The following is a 19,434-nucleotide window of genomic DNA, read 5'->3' on the forward strand; positions in this document are numbered from 1 at the left end:
GAAATAGCGGGCATCTATGAAACACAGATGAAACAGAGCGAGCGGGGTTCCGGAGATGGATTCGATCACTCCCTCCGAACTGCCGGCAGAGGTGACCCCTCTGCCGGGTGTCAGCGCGAGCGCCGCCACGGCGGGCGCCGCGACCACGTCCTCCGCTTCTCCCCGCAAGCGACGGCGTCCCTATGAACGCAAGCCGACCGTGCGCAGCCGAGCCATCTCCCAGGCCCTGCGCATCGGCGTCCGGCCGTTCGTGCACTACGCCCCCAACCTTTCGGTGGGGATCCGTACCGCCCGTTCAACGGTGGACGCCGCGTCCCTGCTGATGCGGCCCACCCAGCGCGTCCGGATCGAGCCGCTGATCGACCCGCAGGTCGAGAAGGGCAGGGGCGCCGCGGCCGAACGGCGCCCGATCGTCGGCGAGTGGGTCACCTCCCGCGGCGACGGCTCCGACGGGGTGAACGGCGCGATCCTCTACCTGCACGGCGGCGCCTACATCGTCTGCTCCCCCCGCACGCACCGGCCGATCACCTCCCGCCTGGCGGTCGACACGGGCCTGCCGGTACTGGTCCCCCGGTACCGGCTGGCCCCCGAGCACCCGTTCCCCGCGCCGCTCGAGGACGCCCTGGCCGCGTACAAGTGGCTGATGGCCCGCGGCGTCCCCGGCTCCCGCATCGTGATCGCGGGCGACTCGGCCGGCGGTCACCTCGCGGCGTGCCTGACCGGGGAGATCTGCCGTACGGGCCTGCCGGGGCCGGCCGGGACGGTCCTGTTCTCGCCGTGGGTGGATCTCACCTGCGAACTGTCCACCGCGGAGCACCGGAACGTCCGGGATCCGTACATCAGCGCCTTCGCGGCCCGCCGGGTCGCGCGGCTCGTAGTGGGGCCAGCCGGATTCGACGACCCGCGGCTGGCCCTGCTTACGCGCGCCTGGACGAACACGCCGCCGTTCCTCATCCAGGTGGGCGGCTCCGAGGTCCTGCGGCCCGAGGCCGAGGCGTTCGCGAACGCCCTGGTCAGGGCGGGCGGCCAGTGCGAGCTTCAGGTGTGGAACGGGCAGATGCACGTCTTCCAGATCCTCAACCGCGTCCTGCCCGAGGCGAGTTCGGCGATGCGGGAGACGGCCAGGTTCATTCGCGACGCTCTGGCGGCGGCTCCGGCGCAGGCCGAGGCGGTCGCCTGACGTCAGGCCCCCCGCCAGGCCCCTCACCCGCGGGCCCCTCAGTTCCGGGCCGCCTGGCGTCCGAGCCGACCAGAAGCACCTCCGCCCGGCCGCCGGGTACGCGAACCGCGGCCGCGCGGAGGTGCTTCGCCAAACGTGGCCCCGAACGGGACTGTGCCCGCAGTGCGGCGAGCAGCGCCGCCGAATAGGACGCCATGAACGCCGGAACCCGAAGCCGCGCCAGCGTGCTTTCGAGCCGATCGGCCGCATCGTCATCGAACTGTGAGGTCATGGTGGCCTCCCCCGGTTTTTGATCATGGTATTCGGAGCCGGGGGGAGTTGTAACGATCTTGATGAAAAAGCATGAATCGGGTTTGGGCGACGCCCGATTCATTCGGTGCGAAGTGCTATCACCGGGTCCAGGCGCCCGGCCCTGCGCGCCGGCACGACGCCGAAGAAGATCCCCACCCCGGCCGACACCACGAACGCCACGGCCGGGGACCACCACGCGATGGCGGCGGGCACCGGGGAGTACGCGCCGATGAGCAGCGAGACCCCGGCCCCGATCGCGATGCCCACGATCCCGCCGATCGAGGTCAGCAGCACCGCCTCGACCAGGAACTGGGCAAGGATGTCCCGCTGACGCGCGCCGAGCGCCTTGCGCAGGCCGATCTCGCGGGTCCGTTCGCGCACGCTGACCAGCATGATGTTGGAGACGCCGACCCCGCCGACCAGCAGCGAGATGGCGGCGATCGCGGCCAGCACCCCGGTCAGCGCCCCGAGGACCTTGCCGATCGTTCCGAGCAGCTGAGTCTGCGTGATCGCCGAGAACTGCTGCCCCTGGTACTTGCGCTGCAGCGCGTCCACGACCTGCTTCTGCAGGCGCGGAATGTCGCCGCTGCTCGGCGCGCGGATGGCGATGAAGTCGACCCGGGTGACCCCGAACATCCGCTGCGCGGTCGTGACCGGCACGTGGATCTCCGAGTCCCTGGTCTGCCCGAACGTCTGGCCGACCTCCTCGAACACCCCGATCACCCGGAAGCGCGTCCCGCCCGCGATCGCGACCTGCCGTCCGACCGGATCGACGTCGCCGAACAGCTTGCGCGCGATGTCCGAGCCGAGGACGACGACGCGGCGCCGCGTCTCCACGTCCGTACGGCTGAGGTAGCGGCCGCGGCGCAGCGGCCGGTTGAAGACGTTCTGCAGGTTCTCGTTGGAGCCGACGATGCTGGAGAACGTCTGGTTGCGCCCGGCCCGGACGACCTCCCCGGAGTTCAGGGCGACCGCGATGTCCTTCTCGTCCCCGGTGATCCGTCCCAGGTAGGCGACGTCGTCCAGCTGCATCCGGCTGATCGAGGGCGCCGAGCCGAGGCTCAGCTGGCCGGGCGCGACGAAGATGATGTTGGAGCCGAGCCCCTCGATCTCGTTCTGCACCAGGTCGCGCGCGCCGGTGCCGATCGCCACCAGCACCACGACGGCCGCGACCCCGATCACCACACCGAACATGGTCAGCGCGCTGCGCAGCCGGTTGACCCGCAGCGCCTCCAGCGCGACCCGGAACGACTCCCCGACCCTCATGGTCGTCTTCGGGTGCCGGGCCCGCCGCCGGTGTCGCGTTCGATGAGGCCGTCGCGGATGTGGATCTGGCGGCGGGCGCGTTCGGCCACGTCGGGCTCGTGGGTGACCAGGACGACCGCGACGCCCTGCTCGGCGTTGAGGCGTTCCAGCAGGTCCATCACCTCGTGGCCGGTACGGGTGTCGAGGTTGCCCGTGGGCTCGTCCGCCAGCACCACGCCGGGGTCGCCCACCAGGGCGCGGGCGATCGCGACGCGCTGCTGCTCGCCTCCCGACAGCTGGGAGGGCCGGTGGCCGAGGCGGTGGTCCAGCCCGACCTTGGCGAGGGCTGCGGTGGCGCGGCGGCGCCGCTCCGCACGCCCGATCCCCCTGTAGACCAGCGGCAGCGCGACGTTCTCGCGGGCGCTCGTACGGGGCAGGAGGTGGAACGACTGGAACACGAAGCCGATCTGGGAGTTGCGCAGCTCGGCCAGCGCGTTCGGGGAGAGCTTGGCGACGTCCTGCCCGCCGATCCGCAGGACCCCGCTGGTCGGGCGGTCAAGGCAGCCGAGCAGATGCATGAGCGTGGACTTGCCAGAGCCGGAAGGCCCGAGGATGGCCGCGAAATCGCCTTCGTTGATGCGGAGGCTTACGCCGCGCAGGGCATCTACCTGGACGCCCTCCATTTTGTAGGTGCGGGTGACGTCCACTACTTCCAGCGCGGGCGCAGGCGCTGCCTCTAGCGCTTCCGGCGCGGGAGGGGCCGGCTCGTTCACGTGCTGAGCTCCTGGCCCTGCTTGACCGAGTCGGCGCCGCGCACGACGACCTGCTCGCCCTCGTCCAGGCCCCGCGTCACCTCGACCGTGGTGTCGCCCTGGGCACCGAGCTTGACCACGCGCCGCTCGGCCTTCCCGCCCACGACCGCCCAGACGACCGAGTCACGGCCGCTGCTGACGATCGCGGCGGACGGCACCGACAGCACGTCACGCGACTCGCGTACGCGCAGGTCGACCACGGCGCTCATGCCGGGCTTCGGCCAGGGCGCACGGCCGCCGCCGGACATGGTGCCGTTCTTGAGCGCGAGGGTGACCTTGTAGGTGACGCCGCCGCCCGTGGACTCCTTCGGCGTGACGCCGATCCCGGTGACCTCCGCCTCGTACGACCCGCCCGGCACCGCGTCGAACTCCACGTCCGCCGCCACGCCGTCCTTGATCTGGAGAACGTCGGTCTCGTCCACGTCGGCGGCCAGCGAGAGCCGGGAGGCGTCGGTGACCGTCACTACGGCGTCGCCGCCGGAGACGGGCGCGCCCGTGGCGATCGACGAGGCGTCCTTGGCCGCGCCGCCGGTGTAGCCGCCCAGGCCCGCGAGGGCAGAGGCGGAGCCGGAGCCGCCGGCCTGCGACTGGAGCTGCTGCGGCAGCTTCGAGGCGAGGTCACCGAGGTTGCCGCCGCCCGCCGGGCCGCCGAGGCCGGCCACGCCGTCGAACGGTGCCTTGATCGTGAGGCCCTGAACGGTGCGTTCGGCCGCCCGTACCGCCGCCCTGGTCTGCACGCGCTGGGCGTTGGTGATCGAGGAGAACGCCGAGCCGACGCTGCCCAGGCCCGCGTTCAGCCGTACGACCGCCTCACGCGCGGCCAGCGCGGCCGACCGGTACTCGCCCTCGGCCTTGGTGATCCCCGCCAGGACGACCGCGCGCTGCTTCAGATCGGGGATCTTCATCGCGTACTTGCGGGCGTCCGCGAAACCGCGCTGCGCGCTGCGGTCGGTACGGCGCTGGAACGCGGACATGTTGAGGGCGGACGGGATGGACGCGCCGCCCCCGGCCAGCGACTGGTCCGCCTCGCGCGCCTGGTCGAGCTGTTCCTTGGCCGTCGGCGAGTCGATCTTGGCGAGCACGTCGCCCTCGCGGACGCGGTCGCCGTCCCCGACGTACAGGCGCTTGATCGTGCCCTCGGCCGCGGCGCGCACGGTCGCGGTGGCGCGCGCGGAGACCGTGGCCGGGGCCTCCACGACCTCGGCCACATCGGACCTGGCGACCCGGCCGAGCCGGACCCGGTCCCCCTTCGTACCGCCACTGCACGCGCTGACCTGGCCGGCCAGCACCACGGCGACCAGAACCGGGGGCAACCACCGCCGCGCGGACATGCGCGACATCGTAAAGCCGCGCCCACGCCCCGTCAGCGCTTCCCGAACGATCTTCGGTCCGCTGTCCTATCCCGGCCGGACACCTGAGACGTCCGTCACACCCGCCGCCACATCGGCCGCCACATCGGCCGTCACGGGGTCGTTCAGACGCGGGCGGAATGGATCGGGGTGCGCTGCCGCGATGGCTTGACCGTGGCGAAGCCGATCAGGGCCGCCAGGGCAGCGACGCCCTCACCGACCGCGCTGATCGTCTTCTGCGAGTACCAGACCGGTTCGTGCATGTTGGGCAGCGGGCCGAGGGCACCGACGTCGACGTAGTAGTAGAGGATCACGGCGCCGAGGGCGCTGGCCGCGACAAGGAAGGCGATGGCGTACGTCCAGCGGTTCGCCAGGACCAGCACCAGGACGCCGACCACCGCCGCCAGGATCGCCTGAGCGTAGAAGAGGACGTCGCCGTGGATGCTGCCGCCCTCGACGTACTTCATGTCGGGCGCGTACTGCCAGTGCACCACCGCGTCGACCGCCAGTCCGGCGGCCACAAGAAGCCGGAGAACAATTCCCATGTCTTCTACACGTCCCCAGGGCGGTACTTGGATCAATAGCCGAGCGTGATTGCCTGAAAACAGTCTAAGTCGGGTGATCGCCACGTCACCGGGCCGCCCTGGCCGCGCCCCCGACCGGGATCAGCCGCCGGCCAGCTCGCGGCCCCGGTTGCGGGCGGCCTCGATGGCCTCCAGGACGGCTGCGCGGACGCCGTGCTTCTCCAGCTCGCGGATGGCGGCGATCGTCGTTCCGCCGGGCGAGGTCACCGCCTCGCGCAGCAGCACGGGGTGCTCGCCCGAGTCGCGCAGCATGACGGCGGCCCCGACAGCCGACTGGATCACCATCTCCAGGGCGGCGGCGCGCGGCATCCCGAGCAGGATCCCGGCGTCCACCATCGCCTCGACCAGGTAGTAAAAGTAGGCGGGACCGCTGCCCGACAGCGCGGTCGCGCCGTCCTGGAGCGACTCGGGGATGCGCAGCACCTTGCCGACCGGGCTCAGCAGCTCCTCGGCCTGCTTGAGGTGCTCCTCACCCGCGTGCGAACCGGCCGAGATCACGCTCATCGCCTCGTCCACGTGGACGGGGGTGTTGGACATGACCCGGACCACCGGGACGCCCTCGCCGAGCCGGTCCTCGATGAAGCCGGTCGGGATGCCCGCCGCCATCGAGATCACCAGGCGGCCGGCGGGCACGTGCGCGGCCAGCTCGTCCAGCAGGGCGCCCATGTCCTGCGGCTTCACGGCCAGCACGAGCGTGTCGGCGGTGCGCGCGGCCTCGGCGTTGGTGACGATCTCGATCCCGTACCGCTCGCGCAGCAGCGCGCCGCGCTCCTCGCGGCGGGCGGTGGCCATCAGCTCGGACGGGCGGCGGCCGGCCCGGAGAACCCCGGACAGCAGGGCCTCGCCCATCTTCCCGGCACCCAGAATCGCGATCATTTCCACACCTCAGACGGGGGATCAGGGACCGCCCCAGCCTATAGCGGTGCGGCGCTACGACTTGCTGACCAGGGACCGCATGAAGAAGCCGAGGTTGGCCGGGCGCTCGGCGAGGCGGCGCATGAAGTAGCCGTACCACTCCTGGCCGTACGCGACGTAGACGCGCATCTGCGCGCCCTGGGCCGCCAGCCGCCGCTGCTCGGCGGGGCGGATGCCGTAGAGCATCTGGTACTCGAAGGTGTCGGCCTCGCGCTCGTTGAGCACGGCGAGCGCGCCCGCGATGTCGATGAGGCGGGGGTCGTGGGTGGCCAGCATGGGGTAGCCCTTGCCTGCCATGAGGACCTTCATACAGCGCACATAGGACTTGTCGACCTCGTCCTTGTCGGTGAAGGAGACCTCCTCGGGGGCCGCGTAGGCGCCCTTGCACAGCCGTACGCGCGATCCCTCGTAGGCCAGCTCCGCGCAGTGCTCCTCGGCGCGGCGCAGGTAGGCCTGGATCACCGCGCCGGTGCCGGGGAAGTCGCGGCGCAGCTCGTGCAGGATCTTGAGCGTGGAGTCGACCGTGGTGTGGTCCTCCATGTCCAGCGTCACCGTGGTGCCGGCCTGCTTGGCGGCGGTGCAGATCCGCCGGGCGTTCTCCAGGGCGAGGTCCTCGTCGAACGACTGGCCGAGCGCGGTCAGCTTCACCGAGACCTCGGCCCGCCTGCCGAGCTCGGCGCCGTTCAGCCGGTTCAGCAGCTCCACGTACGCCTTGACGGTCGACTCGGCCTGCCCGGCCTCCAGGGTGTCCTCGCCCAGCACGTCGAGCGTGACCAGCAGCCCCTCGGCGGTGAGCGCCTCGATGGCTCGCATCGCGTCGTCGACGCCCTCGCCCGCGACGAACCGCTTGACGACGTCACGGGTGAAGGGGGCGGTCTCCACGAGTTTGCGCACGCCGCCACTGCGCGACGCGATCAGCAGGGCCTGACGTAGCACTTCGATCCCCTTGTCCTGGAGGACGACTCTGTCCTTCCTTCTCCAGGTTATGCCCGGAAGGGAACCGACGATCACCCGCTGTCGAGGACCAGGTCAGAAGCCTGTTCAGGAGACCGTTCAGGAGACCGTGCCGAGCTTGTTGCCCCCGTGCTGCTTCACGTAGTCGGCCATCTGCGCGGTCCGCACGGCCTCGAACAGGCTCTTTGCCTTGGTTTGGTCCAGCAGGACGACGCTCTGCTTGCCGCGCTGGGCGCTGCCCTTGTTGGGAGCCGTCATGAACGTGATGTCCGAGGCGCGGATGCCCCGCATGCTGAGCGCGAGCGAGCGCAGCTTCCCGCCGGAGACCGAGTCGTCCACGCTGATCGACTTGGTGAACGCGGACAGGAACCGGTCCAGCTTGAACGGGTTGGAGATCGTTCCGCCGTCCGCGGCCTTCTTGGCCAGCGCGCCGAGGAAGGCCTGCTGCCGCTTGATCCGGTCGAAGTCGCCGTTCGGCAGGTTGTAGCGCTGCCGGACGAACAGCAGCGCCTTCTCGCCGTCCAGCTTCTGCCGCCCGGCCTCCCAGCTGACCTTGCGCGCCGGGTCGTACACGCTCTGGGCGATGTCGACCTCGACGCCGCCGAGCGCGTCGGTCATGGACTTGAACCCGGCGAAGTCGATCGCGCCGAAGTGGTCGATCCTGATGCCGGTGAGCTTCTCCACGGTCTCGATCAGCAGCGGCGGGCCGCCGTAGGAGAACGCCGCGTTGATCTTCTGGTTGCCGTAGCCGGGGATGGCGACCCACGAGTCGCGCGGGAAGGAGATGACGTAGGCCTTCTTACGGTCCGACGGCAGGTGCAGCAGCATGATCGTGTCGGACCGCTGCTGACCGGGCTTCCAGACCTTGCCGCCCTCGCCGGTGGTGCCGATGTCGGCCCGGGTGTCGGAGCCGACCAGCAGCCAGTTGTCGGTGCCGACGGCGCCCGCGCCCGGCCGCTCGCCCTTCGGCATGACCCCGTGGATGCGGTCGATGTTGCCGTTGTAGGACGACTCGCGCTGCCAGATCAGCCCGCCGAGCCCGACCACGACCAGCAGCAGGAAGACCCCGACGGCCGCCACGACGCGCGGCCAGCGCCGCTTGCGCTTGCGGAGCCCGTCACCGCCGTCGCCGCCGTCCTCGCCGTCCTCGCCGTCGCCGAAACCGCCTGCGCCATTGCCCGGGTTATCTTGGCCGCCTTGGTCCGCGGTGTCGCCGCCCGCGCCGCCCGCGCCGCCCGCGCCGCCCGCGCCGCCCGCGCCGACAGCGCCGACAGCACCGCTGCCAGGGGTTCTCGCGGCGTTCGGCTCGAAGAGATCGGCCACGTGCGAGCGTGACGGCTGGGCGGACTGAGGCTCCTGCGGCTCCGGCGGGTCAAGGGGGCTCATGGCGCCGGAGATTATCAGCCGTTTACCGCCTCTTAGGCCGTTTTCACGGCAGAAGTTCCGAGGTCAGAGCGTACGGCGAACGTTTCGACGGCGATCATGCGGTCCGGCGGCGCAGCGTGGCGGCGCCGAGGACCAGCGCCAGCAGCGCGAACCCGCCGATGACCAGGACGTCCCGCAGCAGGTCGGAGGTGAAGTCGGGCTGCGACGTCACCTCCTTCATGGCGTCCACCGCGTACGACAGCGGCAGTACGTTGGAGATCGCCTCCAGCCACGACGCCATCTGGTTGCGCGGGATGAACAGTCCGCAGAGCAGCAACTGCGGCAGCACGAACGCGGGCATCAGCTGGACGGCCTGGAACTCGGTCCGGGCGAACGCGCTGGAGAACAGCCCGAGCGCCACGCCCAGCAGCGAGTCCAGGATCGCGACCAGGACCAGCGACCCGATCGAGCCGGACAGGTCGAGGCCGAGCCAGGTGAGCGAGATCGTCAGGACGACCCCGACCTGGACCAAGGCGACCAGCCCGAAGGCCAGCGCGTAGCCGAGGAGCAGGTCCAGCTTGCCGGTCGGCATGGTCATCAGGCGTTCCAGCGTGCCGCCGGTCCGCTCGCGCAGCGTGGCCACGCTGGTGACGACGAACATGATGACGAACGGGAAGATCCCGAGCAGCATCGGCCCGAGCCGGTCGAACAGGATCGGCTGGTCGAAGACGTAGCGGAGAAGGATCATCAGCAGGGTCGGGACCCCGATGATCAAGCCGATCGTGCGGTGGTCGTGCCGCAGCTGGGCGAGGATCCGCCGCATCGTGGCCAGCGTGATGGCGACGCTCATGTCGTGGCCCCTTCCCGTTCGCTGATCAGCTGGAGGAACGCCTTCTCCAGGTCCTGGGTGCCGGTGCGGGCGCGGAGACCGTCCGGGGTGTCGTCGGCGAGGACGTCGCCCTCGCGCATCAGCAGGAGGCGGTCGGTGCGGCCCGCCTCGTCCATGACGTGGCTGGAGACCAGCAGCGTGGTCCCGCGTTCGGCCAAGGCGTGGAAGAGCCGCCAGAGCTCCTCGCGCAGCACCGGGTCGAGGCCGACCGTCGGCTCGTCCAGCACCAGCACCTCGGGACTGCCCAGCAGGGCGACGGCGAGGTTGGCCCGGCTGTGCTGGCCGCCGGAGAGAGTGGCGACGACCTGGTCGCGCTGCTTGGCGAGGCCGACCTCGTCCACGACGCGGTCGACGTCCTTGTGGGGGGCTCCGATGACCGCGGCGAAGTAGCGGAGGTTCTCGGCGATGGTGAGGTCGGCGTAGACGGCGGGCTGCTGGGTGGCATACCCGACGCGCCTGCGCAGCCCCGGGCTCCCGGCCGGCTCCCCGAGGACCTCGACCGTGCCGCCCTTGACGATCTGAACGCCGACGACGGCGCGCATGAGCGTCGTCTTGCCGCAGCCGCTCGGGCCGAGCAGCCCCAGGACCGATCCGCGCGGCACGTCGAAGGCCAGCCCGTGGAGCACCTCGCGCCCGCCGCGCACCACATGCAGATCGTTCACACTCACTGCGGGAGATGAACTCATCATGTGTTGAATTTATGCTCACGCGGCGGCCTGGTCAAGCCTCAGAGGGGTTGATCAGCCCAGGTGACCCTGGACGGCGGGCGCGATGAGCCCGACCAGCTCCTCGGTGGTGGCCGAGGAGATCGGCTCGACCTTGAGCACGTGCCGGAGGATCATGACGCCGATCAGCTGCCCGGCCGCCGCCTGGACCCTGATCAGCGGAATGTCGCGGAGACCGGCGGCGCGGGCGAGAAGCGCGGAGGTCACGAACTCGCGCATCATCACGGCCGCCCGTTCGTTGGTCATCGCCGAGCGCAGCATGGCCAGGATCGGCGCGCGCCGTTCGGGGTCGTCCCAGACGAACAGGAACGTGCGCACCATCGCCTCCCCGAGCTCCGCCTTGGGTGTCTCGAGGATCATCGGCAGCAGCTCGCTCGGCTCGACCGGGAACCGCATCGCCGCGACGAAGACCCCCTCTTTGTTGCCGAAGTAGTGGTGCACCAGGGCAGGGTCCACGTCCGCGGCGCGAGCGATCGCCCGCAGCGAGGCGCCGTCATAGCCCTTCTCGGCGAACAGCTCGCGCGCCGCCGTCAGGATCTCCTCGCGCGTCTCGGTCGGCCCGGGCCGCCGCCCGGGCGGTCGCCCCTGCGCCCGTCCCTGCGTTCGGCGGACCGGCTCGTTCACAGGCTCGTTCACCGGCTCGACCTCCGGCGCGTTCACCGACTCCGCCGGATCGCCCACTTGCTCGGCCGGATCGCTCGCAGGCCCGCCCACTTGCTCGGCCGGATCGCTCGCACGCCCGTCCACTTGCTCGGCCGCTTGCTCGGCCGCTTGCTCGGCCGCTTGCTCGGCCGGATCGCTCACTGAGGGCCTCGGCGGGAGACTTCGCCGCCCGAGGTGACCTCCCAGGTGCGGTCGGCCGCGGCGAGGTGGAGGCGGGCGAACGCCAGCGCCTCGGCCAGGTCCTCCATCCGCTCGGCGCGCCCGGTGGCGCGGCGGGTGTTGACCTCCAGCACGATGTGACCCCGGTAGCCGGTGTCGGCGAGGCTCTCCAGCATCGCGCCGCACGGCTGGTTGCCGCGACCGGGGACCAGGTGCTCGTCCTTGTTGGTGATGCCGATGCCGTCGGCCAGGTGCACGTGGCTCAGCCGGTCACCCAGGTCGTCGGCCATCTCCAGGGCGTCCGAACCGGAGCAGGCGGTGTGCGACAGGTCGAGGGTGACGAACGGGTAGTCCTGGTCGATCGGGTTCCAGTCCGGCAGGTACATGCCCGCCTCGGCCCCGCGCGCCTTGAGCGGGAACATGTTCTCGACCGCGAAGAGGACGTCGGTCTCCTCCTGCATGCGGGCGAGGCCCTCGACGAACTCCCGGGCGTACTCCCGCTGCCAGCGGAACGGCGGGTGGACCACGACCACCTCGGCGCCGAGCTCCTCGGCGACCTCCTTGGAGCGAACGAGCTTGCCCCACGGCTCGCGGCCCCAGACCCGCTGGGTGAGCAGCAGGCAGGGCGCGTGGATCGACTTGATCGGCACCTGGTGGTAGTCGGAGAGGCGCCGCAGCACGTTCAGGTCCTGGGACGAGGCGTCGGTCGACACCATGACCTCGATCCCGTCGTACCCCAGCAGCGCGGCGATCTCGAAGGCGCTCGGCACCTTCTCGGGATACACCGACGCCGTCGAGAGCGTGATCGGCGCGTCCGGCACGCGGATGGCCGGAGTGAATGCGCCGTTGTGCTGCGGGGTCAAGGCTCCCTCGCCAGATGGTCGCTCGGCAGTGGCTCCGATGAGCCACGCAACGGAAAGCCTATGCGCTTAAAGCCATGGCGAAACCCTCGGCCCTACGTGACGCTCATTTCCTGACGGCGCAAGTCACTACCCTCTGTTGGCGTGGTCGAGATCGCTCCTGGCGCAGTCCCCAGCCCGAATATCTGGAACTCCCCTCGGGTCTATGAGATCGAGAACCGGGCCGTGGACCCGGACGGCGTTCTGGCGCCCACGATGCGCGCCATCAGGCCCTGGGCGGGGGCGACGTTGCTCGACCTCGGCTGCGGTACGGGATTCCACCTTCCGTTCTTCGCCGAGGAGGCCGCGAAGGTCGTCGGTATCGAGCCGCACGCAGGTCTTGCGGCGGCCGCCCGGCGGCGCGTGGCCGATATACCAAATGTGACCGTCCGTGTCGGGGCGGCGCAGGCGCTGCCCCTTCCGGACGCCTCTATAGACGTCGTCCATGTTCGCTGGGCTTATTTCTTCGGCCCTGGGTGCGAACCGGGGCTGGCGGAACTCGAGCGCGTGGTGAGGCGCGGCGGGGCGGCCTTCATCATCGACAACGACGCGACCCGGTCGACGTTCGGCGGGTGGTTCCGGCGCGGGCTGCCGTCGTACGACCCGGACGCGGTCGAACGCTTCTGGACCAGGCGGGGCTTCTCGCGCGAGCCGCTCATGATCCGCTGGTCGTTCGACAGCCGCGAGGATCTGGCGGCCGTGCTGCGCATCGAGTTCCCCGAAGACCTCGCCGCGACGTTCCTCCGCGAGCACCAGGGGCTCGATGTGGACTACGCCGTCAATCTATGGTGGCGTTGTTACTGACGAGTCGGTCACATCCCCTGGCAGCTACTGACTCGTTGTACAACAATGGCGCCGTTACCCCCCGGCGATCGCCACCCCCCAGGAGGTCGGACATGGGCCGAGCCGTCAGGACCAGCCGCAACGTTCTCGCCGCGACCGCGCTCGGCGCGGGCGCCGCCGGGGCCGGGTTCACCGCCCAGCGCCGCGCCGTGCGGCGCCTGCAGCTGCGCCCCGACCCGTACGCCGGCGAGCCGTTCGGTTCGCTACGCGGGCGCCCGGTCCCGGTCCGGGCCGAGGACGGGACCCGGCTGTACGCCGAGATCGACGGCGACGACCGCACCGACCTCGCGATCGTCTTCTCGCACGGCTGGACGCTCACCCAGGACTCCTGGCACTTCCAGCGCAAGGCCCTGCGCGGCCTCGGCCGTCTGGTCTTCTGGGACCAACGCGGGCACGGCCGTTCCGACGGCGGCGACCGCCTGCAGAACGACATCTCCCAGCTCAGCGGCGACCTCGCCGCCGTCATCGAGCAGACCGTCCCCGAGGGCACCCCGGTCGTCCTGGTCGGCCACTCCATGGGCGGCATGACCATCCAGCGCTACGCCGACGCCTACCCCGAGACCCTCGGCGACCGGGTCGTCGCGGCCGCGCTTCTCAACACCTCGTCGGGCTCGCTGGCCGAGGTCACCCTCGGCCTGCCCGCCATCCTGGCCCGTTCGACCCAGCGCTTCCTGCCGCGCATCCTGCGCGCCGCCGGCGCGGGCTCGCCGCTGATCGAGAAGGTCCGCCACCTCAGCCGGGACGGCTCGCTGCTCTTCCTCGACCAGTACGTCTTCGGCCCCGAAGCCAGCCCCGCCGAGATCGCCTTCACCGAGGAGATGCTCGCCGACACCCGCATGGACGCGCTGTTCGACTTCTTCCACTCGATGCTCTCCTACGACGTGATCAGCGAGTGCGCCGAGCTGGCCCGGATCGACACCCTGGTCATCGGCGCCGAGAACGACAAGCTCACCCCCGTCGAGCACAGCCTCAAGATCGCCTCCGTCGTCCCCAGCGCCCGCCTCGAGGTCGTCCCCACCTCCGGCCACATGGCCATGCTCGAACGCCCCAGCCTCGTCAGCGACCACCTGGGCGACCTCATCGAACGCACCCGAACCGCCGTGGCCGCCGCCTGACCCCAGCCCCGGCCGCCCACCCAGCGCACCGGCTGCCAACCGGACGGGCACCCGACCAGCACGGCGGCACCTTGGCGAGCGGGCACCCAACCACGCAACGCCACCGACCAGCGCAGCAACAGGTCGGCGGCCACCCGGCCAGCGCGACAACAGGTCGGCGGGCACCCGACCAGCACGGCGGCACCTTGGCGAGCGGGCACCTGACCAGCGCGACAACGGGTCGGCGGGGGCCTGACCCAGCACGACAACAGGTCCGCGGGGGCCTGACCAGCGCGGCGCCACGTTCTGTCACTCCTGACCTCTACTGTGTCGGGCCATGGCGAAGGCGAAGACGGCTAAGGCGGCGTACCGCTGCTCGGAGTGCGGCTGGCAGACCTCCAAGTGGGTCGGGCGCTGCGGCGAATGCCAGGCGTGGGGCACCGTCACCGAGGCGGGTACGGCCACCCCGGCGCGCGTGGTGGCGGCCGGGCCGGTCAGCAACCCGGCGCGTCCGATCGGGCAGGTGGACGTCCGTTCGGCGCAGACCAAGGCCACCGGCCTGGACGAGCTCGACCGGGTGCTGGGCGGGGGCCTGGTGCCGGGCGCGGTCGTCCTGTTGGCGGGCGAGCCGGGCATCGGCAAGTCCACGCTGCTGCTGGAGGTCGCGGCCCTGGCCTCCGAGCCCCCGGTTCCACAGCAGCGTTCCGGCAGCTCAGGCAACGGGACTGACAGCGCGGGCAACGGCACGGGCGGCTCAGGCAACGGCGGTGGCGCGGGCGGCGGTGGCGCGGCGGGCAAGCCGGTGCTGTACATCACGGGTGAGGAGTCGGCCGAGCAGGTGCGGCTGCGGGCGGACCGGGTCGGGGCGGTCACCGACGGGCTTTACCTGGCCGCCGAGACCGAGCTGTCGGCCGTGCTGGGCCACATCGACACGGTGGAGCCCGCGCTGGTGGTGGTCGACTCCATCCAGACCATCGGGACGTCGGAGGTCGAGGGCGCGCCGGGCGGCGTCACGCAGATCCGCGAGGTCGCCGCCAACCTGATCCGTGTGGCCAAGGAACGCGGCATCACCGTCGTTCTGGTCGGGCACGTGACCAAGGAGGGCGCGATCGCGGGCCCGCGGTTGCTGGAGCATCTGGTCGATGTCGTGCTGTATTTCGAGGGCGACCGGCACAGCCGCCTCCGCATGATCCGCGCGGTGAAGAACCGCTACGGCCCGACCGACGAGCTGGGCTGCTTCGATCTGTCCGAGATGGGGATCGTCGGGCTGCCCGACCCGAGCGGCCTGTTCCTGACCCGCCGTGAGGAGCCCGTGCCGGGCACCTGCGTCACCGTCACTTTGGAGGGCCGCCGTCCCCTGGTCGCCGAGGTCCAGTCCCTGGTGGCCAAGTCCCAGCTGCCCTCGCCGCGCCGCGCGACGTCCGGCCTGGACACCTCGCGGGTCGCGATGGTCCTGGCCGTTCTGGCCCAGCGCTGCAAGATCTCCATGCACGAGCAGGACGTCTACGTCTCGACCGTCGGGGGCGTACGGCTGTCCGAGACCTCCGTCGACCTGGCGCTGGCCCTGGCCGTCGCGGGTTCCACGGCCGAGCAGGCCCTGTCCAGCACGCTGATCGCGGTCGGCGAGGTCGGCCTGGCGGGTGAGGTACGGGTGGTCCCCGGCGTTCAGCGGCGCCTCGCGGAGGCGGCCAGGCTCGGGTTCAAGCACGCGGTGATCCCACGCGGGTCCCTGGAGCTGGCCGACGGCACCCCGCTCAAGAAGGCGGATCCCCAGCTCACGAGCTATGAGGGTATGAAGGTGATGGAGGTGGACAGCCTCCAGCAGGCGCTTCGGGTGGCTTTTACGGCACCATGACAGGGGTCCCGCCACAGTATTACGGCTCATGTTTAGCGCTTGCTACCAGGGGATGAACCGGTCAACGGGCCTCCCCGATAAACTGACGCCGTCCAAGCGACCTCCGGGGGCCAGGTGCCAACTTACGACAAGGCTCATGACGACAGACGCCGGGGCACACTCGCCGCGGTGGCCCCGGGCACCCAGATCCGCGATGGGCTCGAGCGCATCCTGCGGGGGCGCACGGGTGCGCTGATCGTGCTCGGCTACGACGACCTGGTCGCCGAGCTGTGCAGCGGCGGGTTCGAGCTCGACGTCGAGTTCTCGGCCACCCGCCTGCGCGAGCTGGCCAAGATGGACGGCGCGATCGTGCTCGACAGCACCCACAACAAGATCGTGCGGGCGGCCGTCCACCTGGTCCCCGACTCCACGATCCCGACCGAGGAGTCGGGCACCCGGCACCGTACGGCCGAACGGGTCGCGCGGCAGACCGGCCTCCCGGTCGTCTCGGTGAGCCAGTCGATGCACATCATCGCCCTCTACCTGGACGGGATCCGCTACGTCCTGGAGGACTCGGCGGCGATCCTGTCCAAGGCCAACCAGGCCCTGGCGACCCTTGAGCGCTACAAGCTCCGCCTGGACGAGGTGTCCGGCACCCTGTCCGCCCTGGAGATCGAGGACCTGGTCACCGTCCGCGACGTGAGCGCGGTCGTCCAGCGCCTGGAGATGGTCCGCCGCATCGCCGACGAGATCGAGGGCTACGTCGTCGAGCTCGGCACCGACGGCCGCCTCCTGTCCCTCCAGCTCGACGAGCTGGTGTCGGGCGTGGACGTCGACCGCGAGCTGATCGTCCGCGACTACCCCACGGGCGACGCCCGCGGCCGCAGCGTAGGCGACGTCCTCGCCGCCCTCGACCTACTCTCCGCCAACGAACTCCTGGACCTGTCCACGGTCGCCGAGGTCATGGGCTTCGCCGGCCCCGACGCCCTGGACCTCCCGGTCAGCCCCAAGGGCTACCGTCTGCTGGCCAAGGTCCCGCGCCTGCCCGGCCTGGTGGTGGAACGCCTGGTCGAGCACTTCGGCGGCCTCCAGAAACTCCTGGCCGCCAGCATCGACGACCTTCAGGCCGTGGGCGGCGTGGGCGAGTCCCGCGCCCGCAGCGTCCGCGAAGGCCTCTCCCGCCTGGCCGAGTCCTCAATCCTGGAACGCTACGTCTAGAGAAGTTACCCGCCAGTAAACTTAGGGCTCTGACTCCCAGCCAGTGAGATATCCGCCATGCGCATCACCATCTCCTGGCGGTCGTAGACCTCGGGACCGTCGGCTTCTGGCTGGCCGGTTCGCCCCTGGCCCTCCCGTACGGCCCGCCTAAGAACCACAGGCAGCCAACAACACCGCCACACCCGGCACCCGCCACCCGGCGCGACAACACATGCGGCGCGACTGACACCGAGGCACCGCCGCCAGGGCGCCAACATCACTGCTGCCAACCGACTCGGCGGCGTGCGGCGAGCAGGGGTCAGCGGAGGCGGAAGACCTGCTTTTTCACCTTGACGTGGTCGGCCTTCACCTGGGCGACGTAGGTTCCCGGGCGGACCGTGTCGCGTTTGCCGCGGCACTGGCCGTTCGCGCGCCTGCGGTCCCAGGTCACGGTTCCGGCGAACGGGATGCCGCGCTTCAGCATCTGGATCGAGGAACCGGTGCCGGTGTCGCACTGCGAGCGGGACCAGACGCGATCCGAGCCCGAGGTGATGCGCAGGTCCAGGGACTTGGCGCCCACGTCGAACGTGCAGGCGCGACCGCCCGTGTTCACGGCCGTGAGCTGGAACTGCGGCATCTGGCCCTTGGTGTAGGTCTCCGCCGAGGAAGTCATGTTGACCACGACGGCGCCCGGCTCGCAGGCGTCTCCGTCCTTCTTGGCGGCGGTGGCGGGCTGCGTCACCTTGGCCGTCGCGGTCACCGTCACGGTCGGCGTCGCCGCGGGAACGCTCGGCACCCCAGGACTGGAGCTGCCGACCGCCGCGGCGTTCTTCAGCGGCTGCTGCTGTTTCTTGTCCTCGCCACCACCCGCGGTGCACGCCCAGGCGACCAGGCCGACGGTGCCGATCACCCCGCCGAGCGCGACGACCCTGCGCCGCCAGTACTGGTCCAGCCCAAAGCTCTCGGGATCACGTCCAGTATCCGAACCCATACCGAGAGTATGCATTCTTTGATCTTCGTTGAGGTGGCGACCCGCCGTGCCAGAATGGTCGCTCATCATGAGCACCGCTTATACGGACCCGATCCTCGCCTGGTACGAGTCGAACGCCCGGGATCTCCCCTGGCGCTCACCGTCGGCCACCCCGTGGGGAGTCCTGGTCAGCGAGATCATGCTTCAGCAGACGCCGGTCAACCGCGTCATGCCCGTCTGGCACGAGTGGATGAAGCGCTGGCCCACCCCGCCCGACCTGGCCGCCGAGCCCTCCGGCGAGGCCGTACGCGCCTGGGGCCGCCTCGGCTACCCCCGCCGCGCGCTCCGCCTGCACGCCACCGCCAAGGCGATCACCGAACGCCACGACGGCGAGGTCCCGTCCTCCCACGCCGAGCTCCTGGACCTCCCCGGCATCGGCTCGTACACCGCCGCCGCCGTCGCCAGCTTCGCCTATCGCCAGCGCCACGCCGTCCTGGACACCAACGTCCGCCGCGTCCTGTCCCGCCTGATCTCCGGCGACGAGTACCCGCCCAAGTCCCAGACCAAGGCCGAGGTCGCCACCGCCGAGGCGCTCCTCCCCCTCGATCCCCCGACCGCCGCTCTCTGGTCCGTCGCGGTCATGGAGCTGGGCGCCCTGGTCTGTACGGCCCGTACGCCCCGCTGCGTCGATTGCCCCGTCCTCGACAAGTGCACCTGGCAACTGGAAGGCCGCCCCGCGTACGACGGCCCACCCCGCCGAGGCCAGACCTACGCCGGCACCGACCGCCAATGCCGAGGCCGCCTCATGGCCGTCCTCCGCGACGCCGAAGGCCCCGTAGAGAAGCCCGCCCTCGACATCGTCTGGTCCGACCCCATCCAGCGCGAACGAGCCCTCGACACCCTCATAGCCGACGGCCTGGTAGACCCCCTAGACGACGGCCGCTACGCCCTGCCCTCCTAACGGCCACAAAGCGCATCGACGGGGCCGGAAGCAAGGTCTTCCACACCCTCTGACGCGGCTCGCCGCCAGAGTCACCGTTTCTGCCCAGGCCATGCGATCACCTCGAACCAGACGGTCTTGCCTGCCCTGGTGCGGTACGCGCCATGGCCGTCGGACTGGTGCGCCACGATGAACAGCCCGCGGCCGGTCTCCTGACACAGATCGGGATCGGACGAGACCGGCATCGACGCGCTGGAATCGTTCACCTCCACGCGAAGCCGTTCGGCCGTACGCGTGAAACACATCGTCAGCAGGGAGCAGTCCGCGTGCTGGATCACGTTCGTGACGATCTCGCTCGTGCACAGCTCCAGCCGATCGACAACGTCGGCCGCGAGCCCGAGCGCTCTAGCCGTCAGCAGAAGCTCGTGCCGCGCCTGCGCTGCCGACTCGGGCCGGTTGCCGAGCCACACCTTCTTCAGCGGAGCCGGAAGCGCACTGGACATGCCGGGTTCCTTTCGCGGGCCGA

19 protein-coding genes are annotated in these 19,434 nt (G+C 70.7%); 6 read left to right on the forward strand and 13 right to left on the reverse strand.

Annotated elements, in window-relative coordinates; genetic code table 11:
- The first annotated feature begins 55 nt into the window (after positions 1-55).
- A complete protein-coding gene (locus J4573_RS30695) occupies positions 56-1,180 on the forward strand; it encodes an alpha/beta hydrolase (RefSeq protein WP_208259385.1) in 1,125 nt (374 codons plus the stop codon).
- Between the two features lie 369 nt (positions 1,181-1,549).
- On the opposite strand, the gene J4573_RS30700 is transcribed toward J4573_RS30695, so the two are convergent.
- The 11 genes from J4573_RS30700 to J4573_RS30750 form a co-directional block, all read right to left on the reverse strand.
- Positions 1,550-2,737, reverse strand: coding sequence for an ABC transporter permease (locus J4573_RS30700; RefSeq protein WP_208259386.1), 1,188 nt, complete (start codon positions 2,735-2,737; stop codon positions 1,550-1,552).
- Complete coding sequence (locus J4573_RS30705) at positions 2,734-3,399, reverse strand: ABC transporter ATP-binding protein (protein ID WP_208259561.1); 666 nt, start codon at positions 3,397-3,399, stop codon at positions 2,734-2,736. The genes J4573_RS30700 and J4573_RS30705 overlap by 4 nt, the downstream gene beginning before the upstream one ends.
- An 86-nt stretch (positions 3,400-3,485) precedes the next feature.
- Positions 3,486-4,859, reverse strand: coding sequence for an efflux RND transporter periplasmic adaptor subunit (locus J4573_RS30710; protein ID WP_208259387.1), 1,374 nt, complete (start codon positions 4,857-4,859; stop codon positions 3,486-3,488).
- A gap of 143 nt (positions 4,860-5,002) precedes the next feature.
- Positions 5,003-5,422 (reverse strand): hypothetical protein, encoded by a 420-nt coding sequence (locus J4573_RS30715; protein ID WP_208259388.1) that lies wholly within the window; start codon positions 5,420-5,422, stop codon positions 5,003-5,005.
- A gap of 120 nt (positions 5,423-5,542) precedes the next feature.
- On the reverse strand, positions 5,543-6,337 hold the full coding sequence (gene proC / locus J4573_RS30720; protein ID WP_208259389.1) for a pyrroline-5-carboxylate reductase: 795 nt from the start codon (positions 6,335-6,337) through the stop codon (positions 5,543-5,545).
- Positions 6,338-6,391: 54 nt separating this feature from the next.
- Positions 6,392-7,312, reverse strand: a complete 921-nt coding sequence (locus J4573_RS30725; RefSeq protein ID WP_208259390.1) for a proline dehydrogenase family protein — start codon at positions 7,310-7,312, stop codon at positions 6,392-6,394.
- 117 nt (positions 7,313-7,429) lie between these two features.
- Complete coding sequence (locus J4573_RS30730) at positions 7,430-8,716, reverse strand: LCP family protein (RefSeq protein WP_208259391.1); 1,287 nt, start codon at positions 8,714-8,716, stop codon at positions 7,430-7,432.
- Between the two features lie 94 nt (positions 8,717-8,810).
- Positions 8,811-9,545 (reverse strand): ABC transporter permease, encoded by a 735-nt coding sequence (locus J4573_RS30735; RefSeq protein ID WP_208259392.1) that lies wholly within the window; start codon positions 9,543-9,545, stop codon positions 8,811-8,813.
- Positions 9,542-10,246: an ABC transporter ATP-binding protein gene (locus J4573_RS30740; protein WP_307797027.1), complete on the reverse strand. Its 705-nt coding sequence runs from the start codon at positions 10,244-10,246 to the stop codon at positions 9,542-9,544. Before J4573_RS30740 ends, J4573_RS30735 begins: the two co-directional genes overlap by 4 nt.
- Positions 10,247-10,324: 78 nt before the next feature.
- Entirely contained in the window at positions 10,325-11,113 is a 789-nt protein-coding gene (locus tag J4573_RS55505; protein WP_307797028.1) for a TetR/AcrR family transcriptional regulator, read from the reverse strand.
- Positions 11,110-11,994 (reverse strand): sugar phosphate isomerase/epimerase family protein, encoded by an 885-nt coding sequence (locus tag J4573_RS30750; RefSeq protein ID WP_208259394.1) that lies wholly within the window; start codon positions 11,992-11,994, stop codon positions 11,110-11,112. The genes J4573_RS55505 and J4573_RS30750 overlap by 4 nt, the downstream gene beginning before the upstream one ends.
- Positions 11,995-12,135: 141 nt before the next feature.
- Between J4573_RS30750 and J4573_RS30755 the strand changes: the two genes are divergently transcribed.
- From J4573_RS30755 to disA, 4 genes are all read left to right on the forward strand, one after another.
- The gene (locus tag J4573_RS30755; protein WP_208259395.1) at positions 12,136-12,834 is read left to right on the forward strand and encodes a class I SAM-dependent methyltransferase; all 699 of its coding nucleotides are present in this window, start codon (positions 12,136-12,138) and stop codon (positions 12,832-12,834) included.
- A 92-nt stretch (positions 12,835-12,926) separates the two neighbouring features.
- The gene (locus J4573_RS30760) at positions 12,927-13,988 is read left to right on the forward strand and encodes an alpha/beta fold hydrolase (RefSeq protein ID WP_208259396.1); all 1,062 of its coding nucleotides are present in this window, start codon (positions 12,927-12,929) and stop codon (positions 13,986-13,988) included.
- Positions 13,989-14,304: 316 nt separating this feature from the next.
- The gene (gene radA / locus J4573_RS30765; RefSeq protein WP_208259397.1) at positions 14,305-15,822 is read left to right on the forward strand and encodes a DNA repair protein RadA; all 1,518 of its coding nucleotides are present in this window, start codon (positions 14,305-14,307) and stop codon (positions 15,820-15,822) included.
- A gap of 114 nt (positions 15,823-15,936) precedes the next feature.
- On the forward strand, positions 15,937-17,019 hold the full coding sequence (gene disA, locus J4573_RS30770; protein ID WP_208259398.1) for a DNA integrity scanning diadenylate cyclase DisA: 1,083 nt from the start codon (positions 15,937-15,939) through the stop codon (positions 17,017-17,019).
- A 298-nt stretch (positions 17,020-17,317) separates the two neighbouring features.
- Here the strand turns inward: disA and J4573_RS30775 are convergent, their stop codons facing one another.
- The gene (locus tag J4573_RS30775) at positions 17,318-17,989 is read right to left on the reverse strand and encodes a hypothetical protein (protein WP_208259399.1); all 672 of its coding nucleotides are present in this window, start codon (positions 17,987-17,989) and stop codon (positions 17,318-17,320) included.
- A 67-nt stretch (positions 17,990-18,056) separates the two neighbouring features.
- On the opposite strand from J4573_RS30775, the gene J4573_RS30780 reads away from it, so the two are divergent.
- Positions 18,057-18,929, forward strand: coding sequence for an HhH-GPD family protein (locus J4573_RS30780; protein WP_208259400.1), 873 nt, complete (start codon positions 18,057-18,059; stop codon positions 18,927-18,929).
- Positions 18,930-19,000: 71 nt separating this feature from the next.
- Here J4573_RS30780 and J4573_RS30785 read toward each other — a convergent pair whose 3' ends face one another.
- Complete coding sequence (locus J4573_RS30785; RefSeq protein ID WP_208259401.1) at positions 19,001-19,411, reverse strand: ATP-binding protein; 411 nt, start codon at positions 19,409-19,411, stop codon at positions 19,001-19,003.
- Between the last annotated feature and the right edge of the window lie 23 nt (positions 19,412-19,434).

It is taken from the genome of Actinomadura barringtoniae (assembly GCF_017573505.1).
Lineage (GTDB): Bacteria > Actinomycetota > Actinomycetes > Streptosporangiales > Streptosporangiaceae > Spirillospora > Spirillospora barringtoniae.

Excerpts from the sequence above, each read along its gene's own strand:
- J4573_RS30695 (WP_208259385.1), top strand. The coding sequence starts at position 56 with ATGGATTCGATCACTCCCTCCGAACTGCCGGCAGAGGTGACCCCTCTG.
- J4573_RS30700 (WP_208259386.1), bottom strand. The coding sequence starts at position 2,737 with ATGAGGGTCGGGGAGTCGTTCCGGGTCGCGCTGGAGGCGCTGCGGGTC.
- J4573_RS30705 (WP_208259561.1), bottom strand. The coding sequence starts at position 3,399 with ATGGAGGGCGTCCAGGTAGATGCCCTGCGCGGCGTAAGCCTCCGCATC.
- J4573_RS30710 (WP_208259387.1), bottom strand. The coding sequence starts at position 4,859 with ATGTCCGCGCGGCGGTGGTTGCCCCCGGTTCTGGTCGCCGTGGTGCTG.
- J4573_RS30715 (WP_208259388.1), bottom strand. The coding sequence starts at position 5,422 with ATGGGAATTGTTCTCCGGCTTCTTGTGGCCGCCGGACTGGCGGTCGAC.
- proC (WP_208259389.1), bottom strand. The coding sequence starts at position 6,337 with ATGATCGCGATTCTGGGTGCCGGGAAGATGGGCGAGGCCCTGCTGTCC.
- J4573_RS30730 (WP_208259391.1), bottom strand. The coding sequence starts at position 8,716 with ATGAGCCCCCTTGACCCGCCGGAGCCGCAGGAGCCTCAGTCCGCCCAG.
- J4573_RS30735 (WP_208259392.1), bottom strand. The coding sequence starts at position 9,545 with ATGAGCGTCGCCATCACGCTGGCCACGATGCGGCGGATCCTCGCCCAG.
- J4573_RS30760 (WP_208259396.1), top strand. The coding sequence starts at position 12,927 with ATGGGCCGAGCCGTCAGGACCAGCCGCAACGTTCTCGCCGCGACCGCG.
- radA (WP_208259397.1), top strand. The coding sequence starts at position 14,305 with ATGGCGAAGGCGAAGACGGCTAAGGCGGCGTACCGCTGCTCGGAGTGC.
- J4573_RS30775 (WP_208259399.1), bottom strand. The coding sequence starts at position 17,989 with ATGGGTTCGGATACTGGACGTGATCCCGAGAGCTTTGGGCTGGACCAG.
- J4573_RS30780 (WP_208259400.1), top strand. The coding sequence starts at position 18,057 with ATGAGCACCGCTTATACGGACCCGATCCTCGCCTGGTACGAGTCGAAC.
- J4573_RS30785 (WP_208259401.1), bottom strand. The coding sequence starts at position 19,411 with ATGTCCAGTGCGCTTCCGGCTCCGCTGAAGAAGGTGTGGCTCGGCAAC.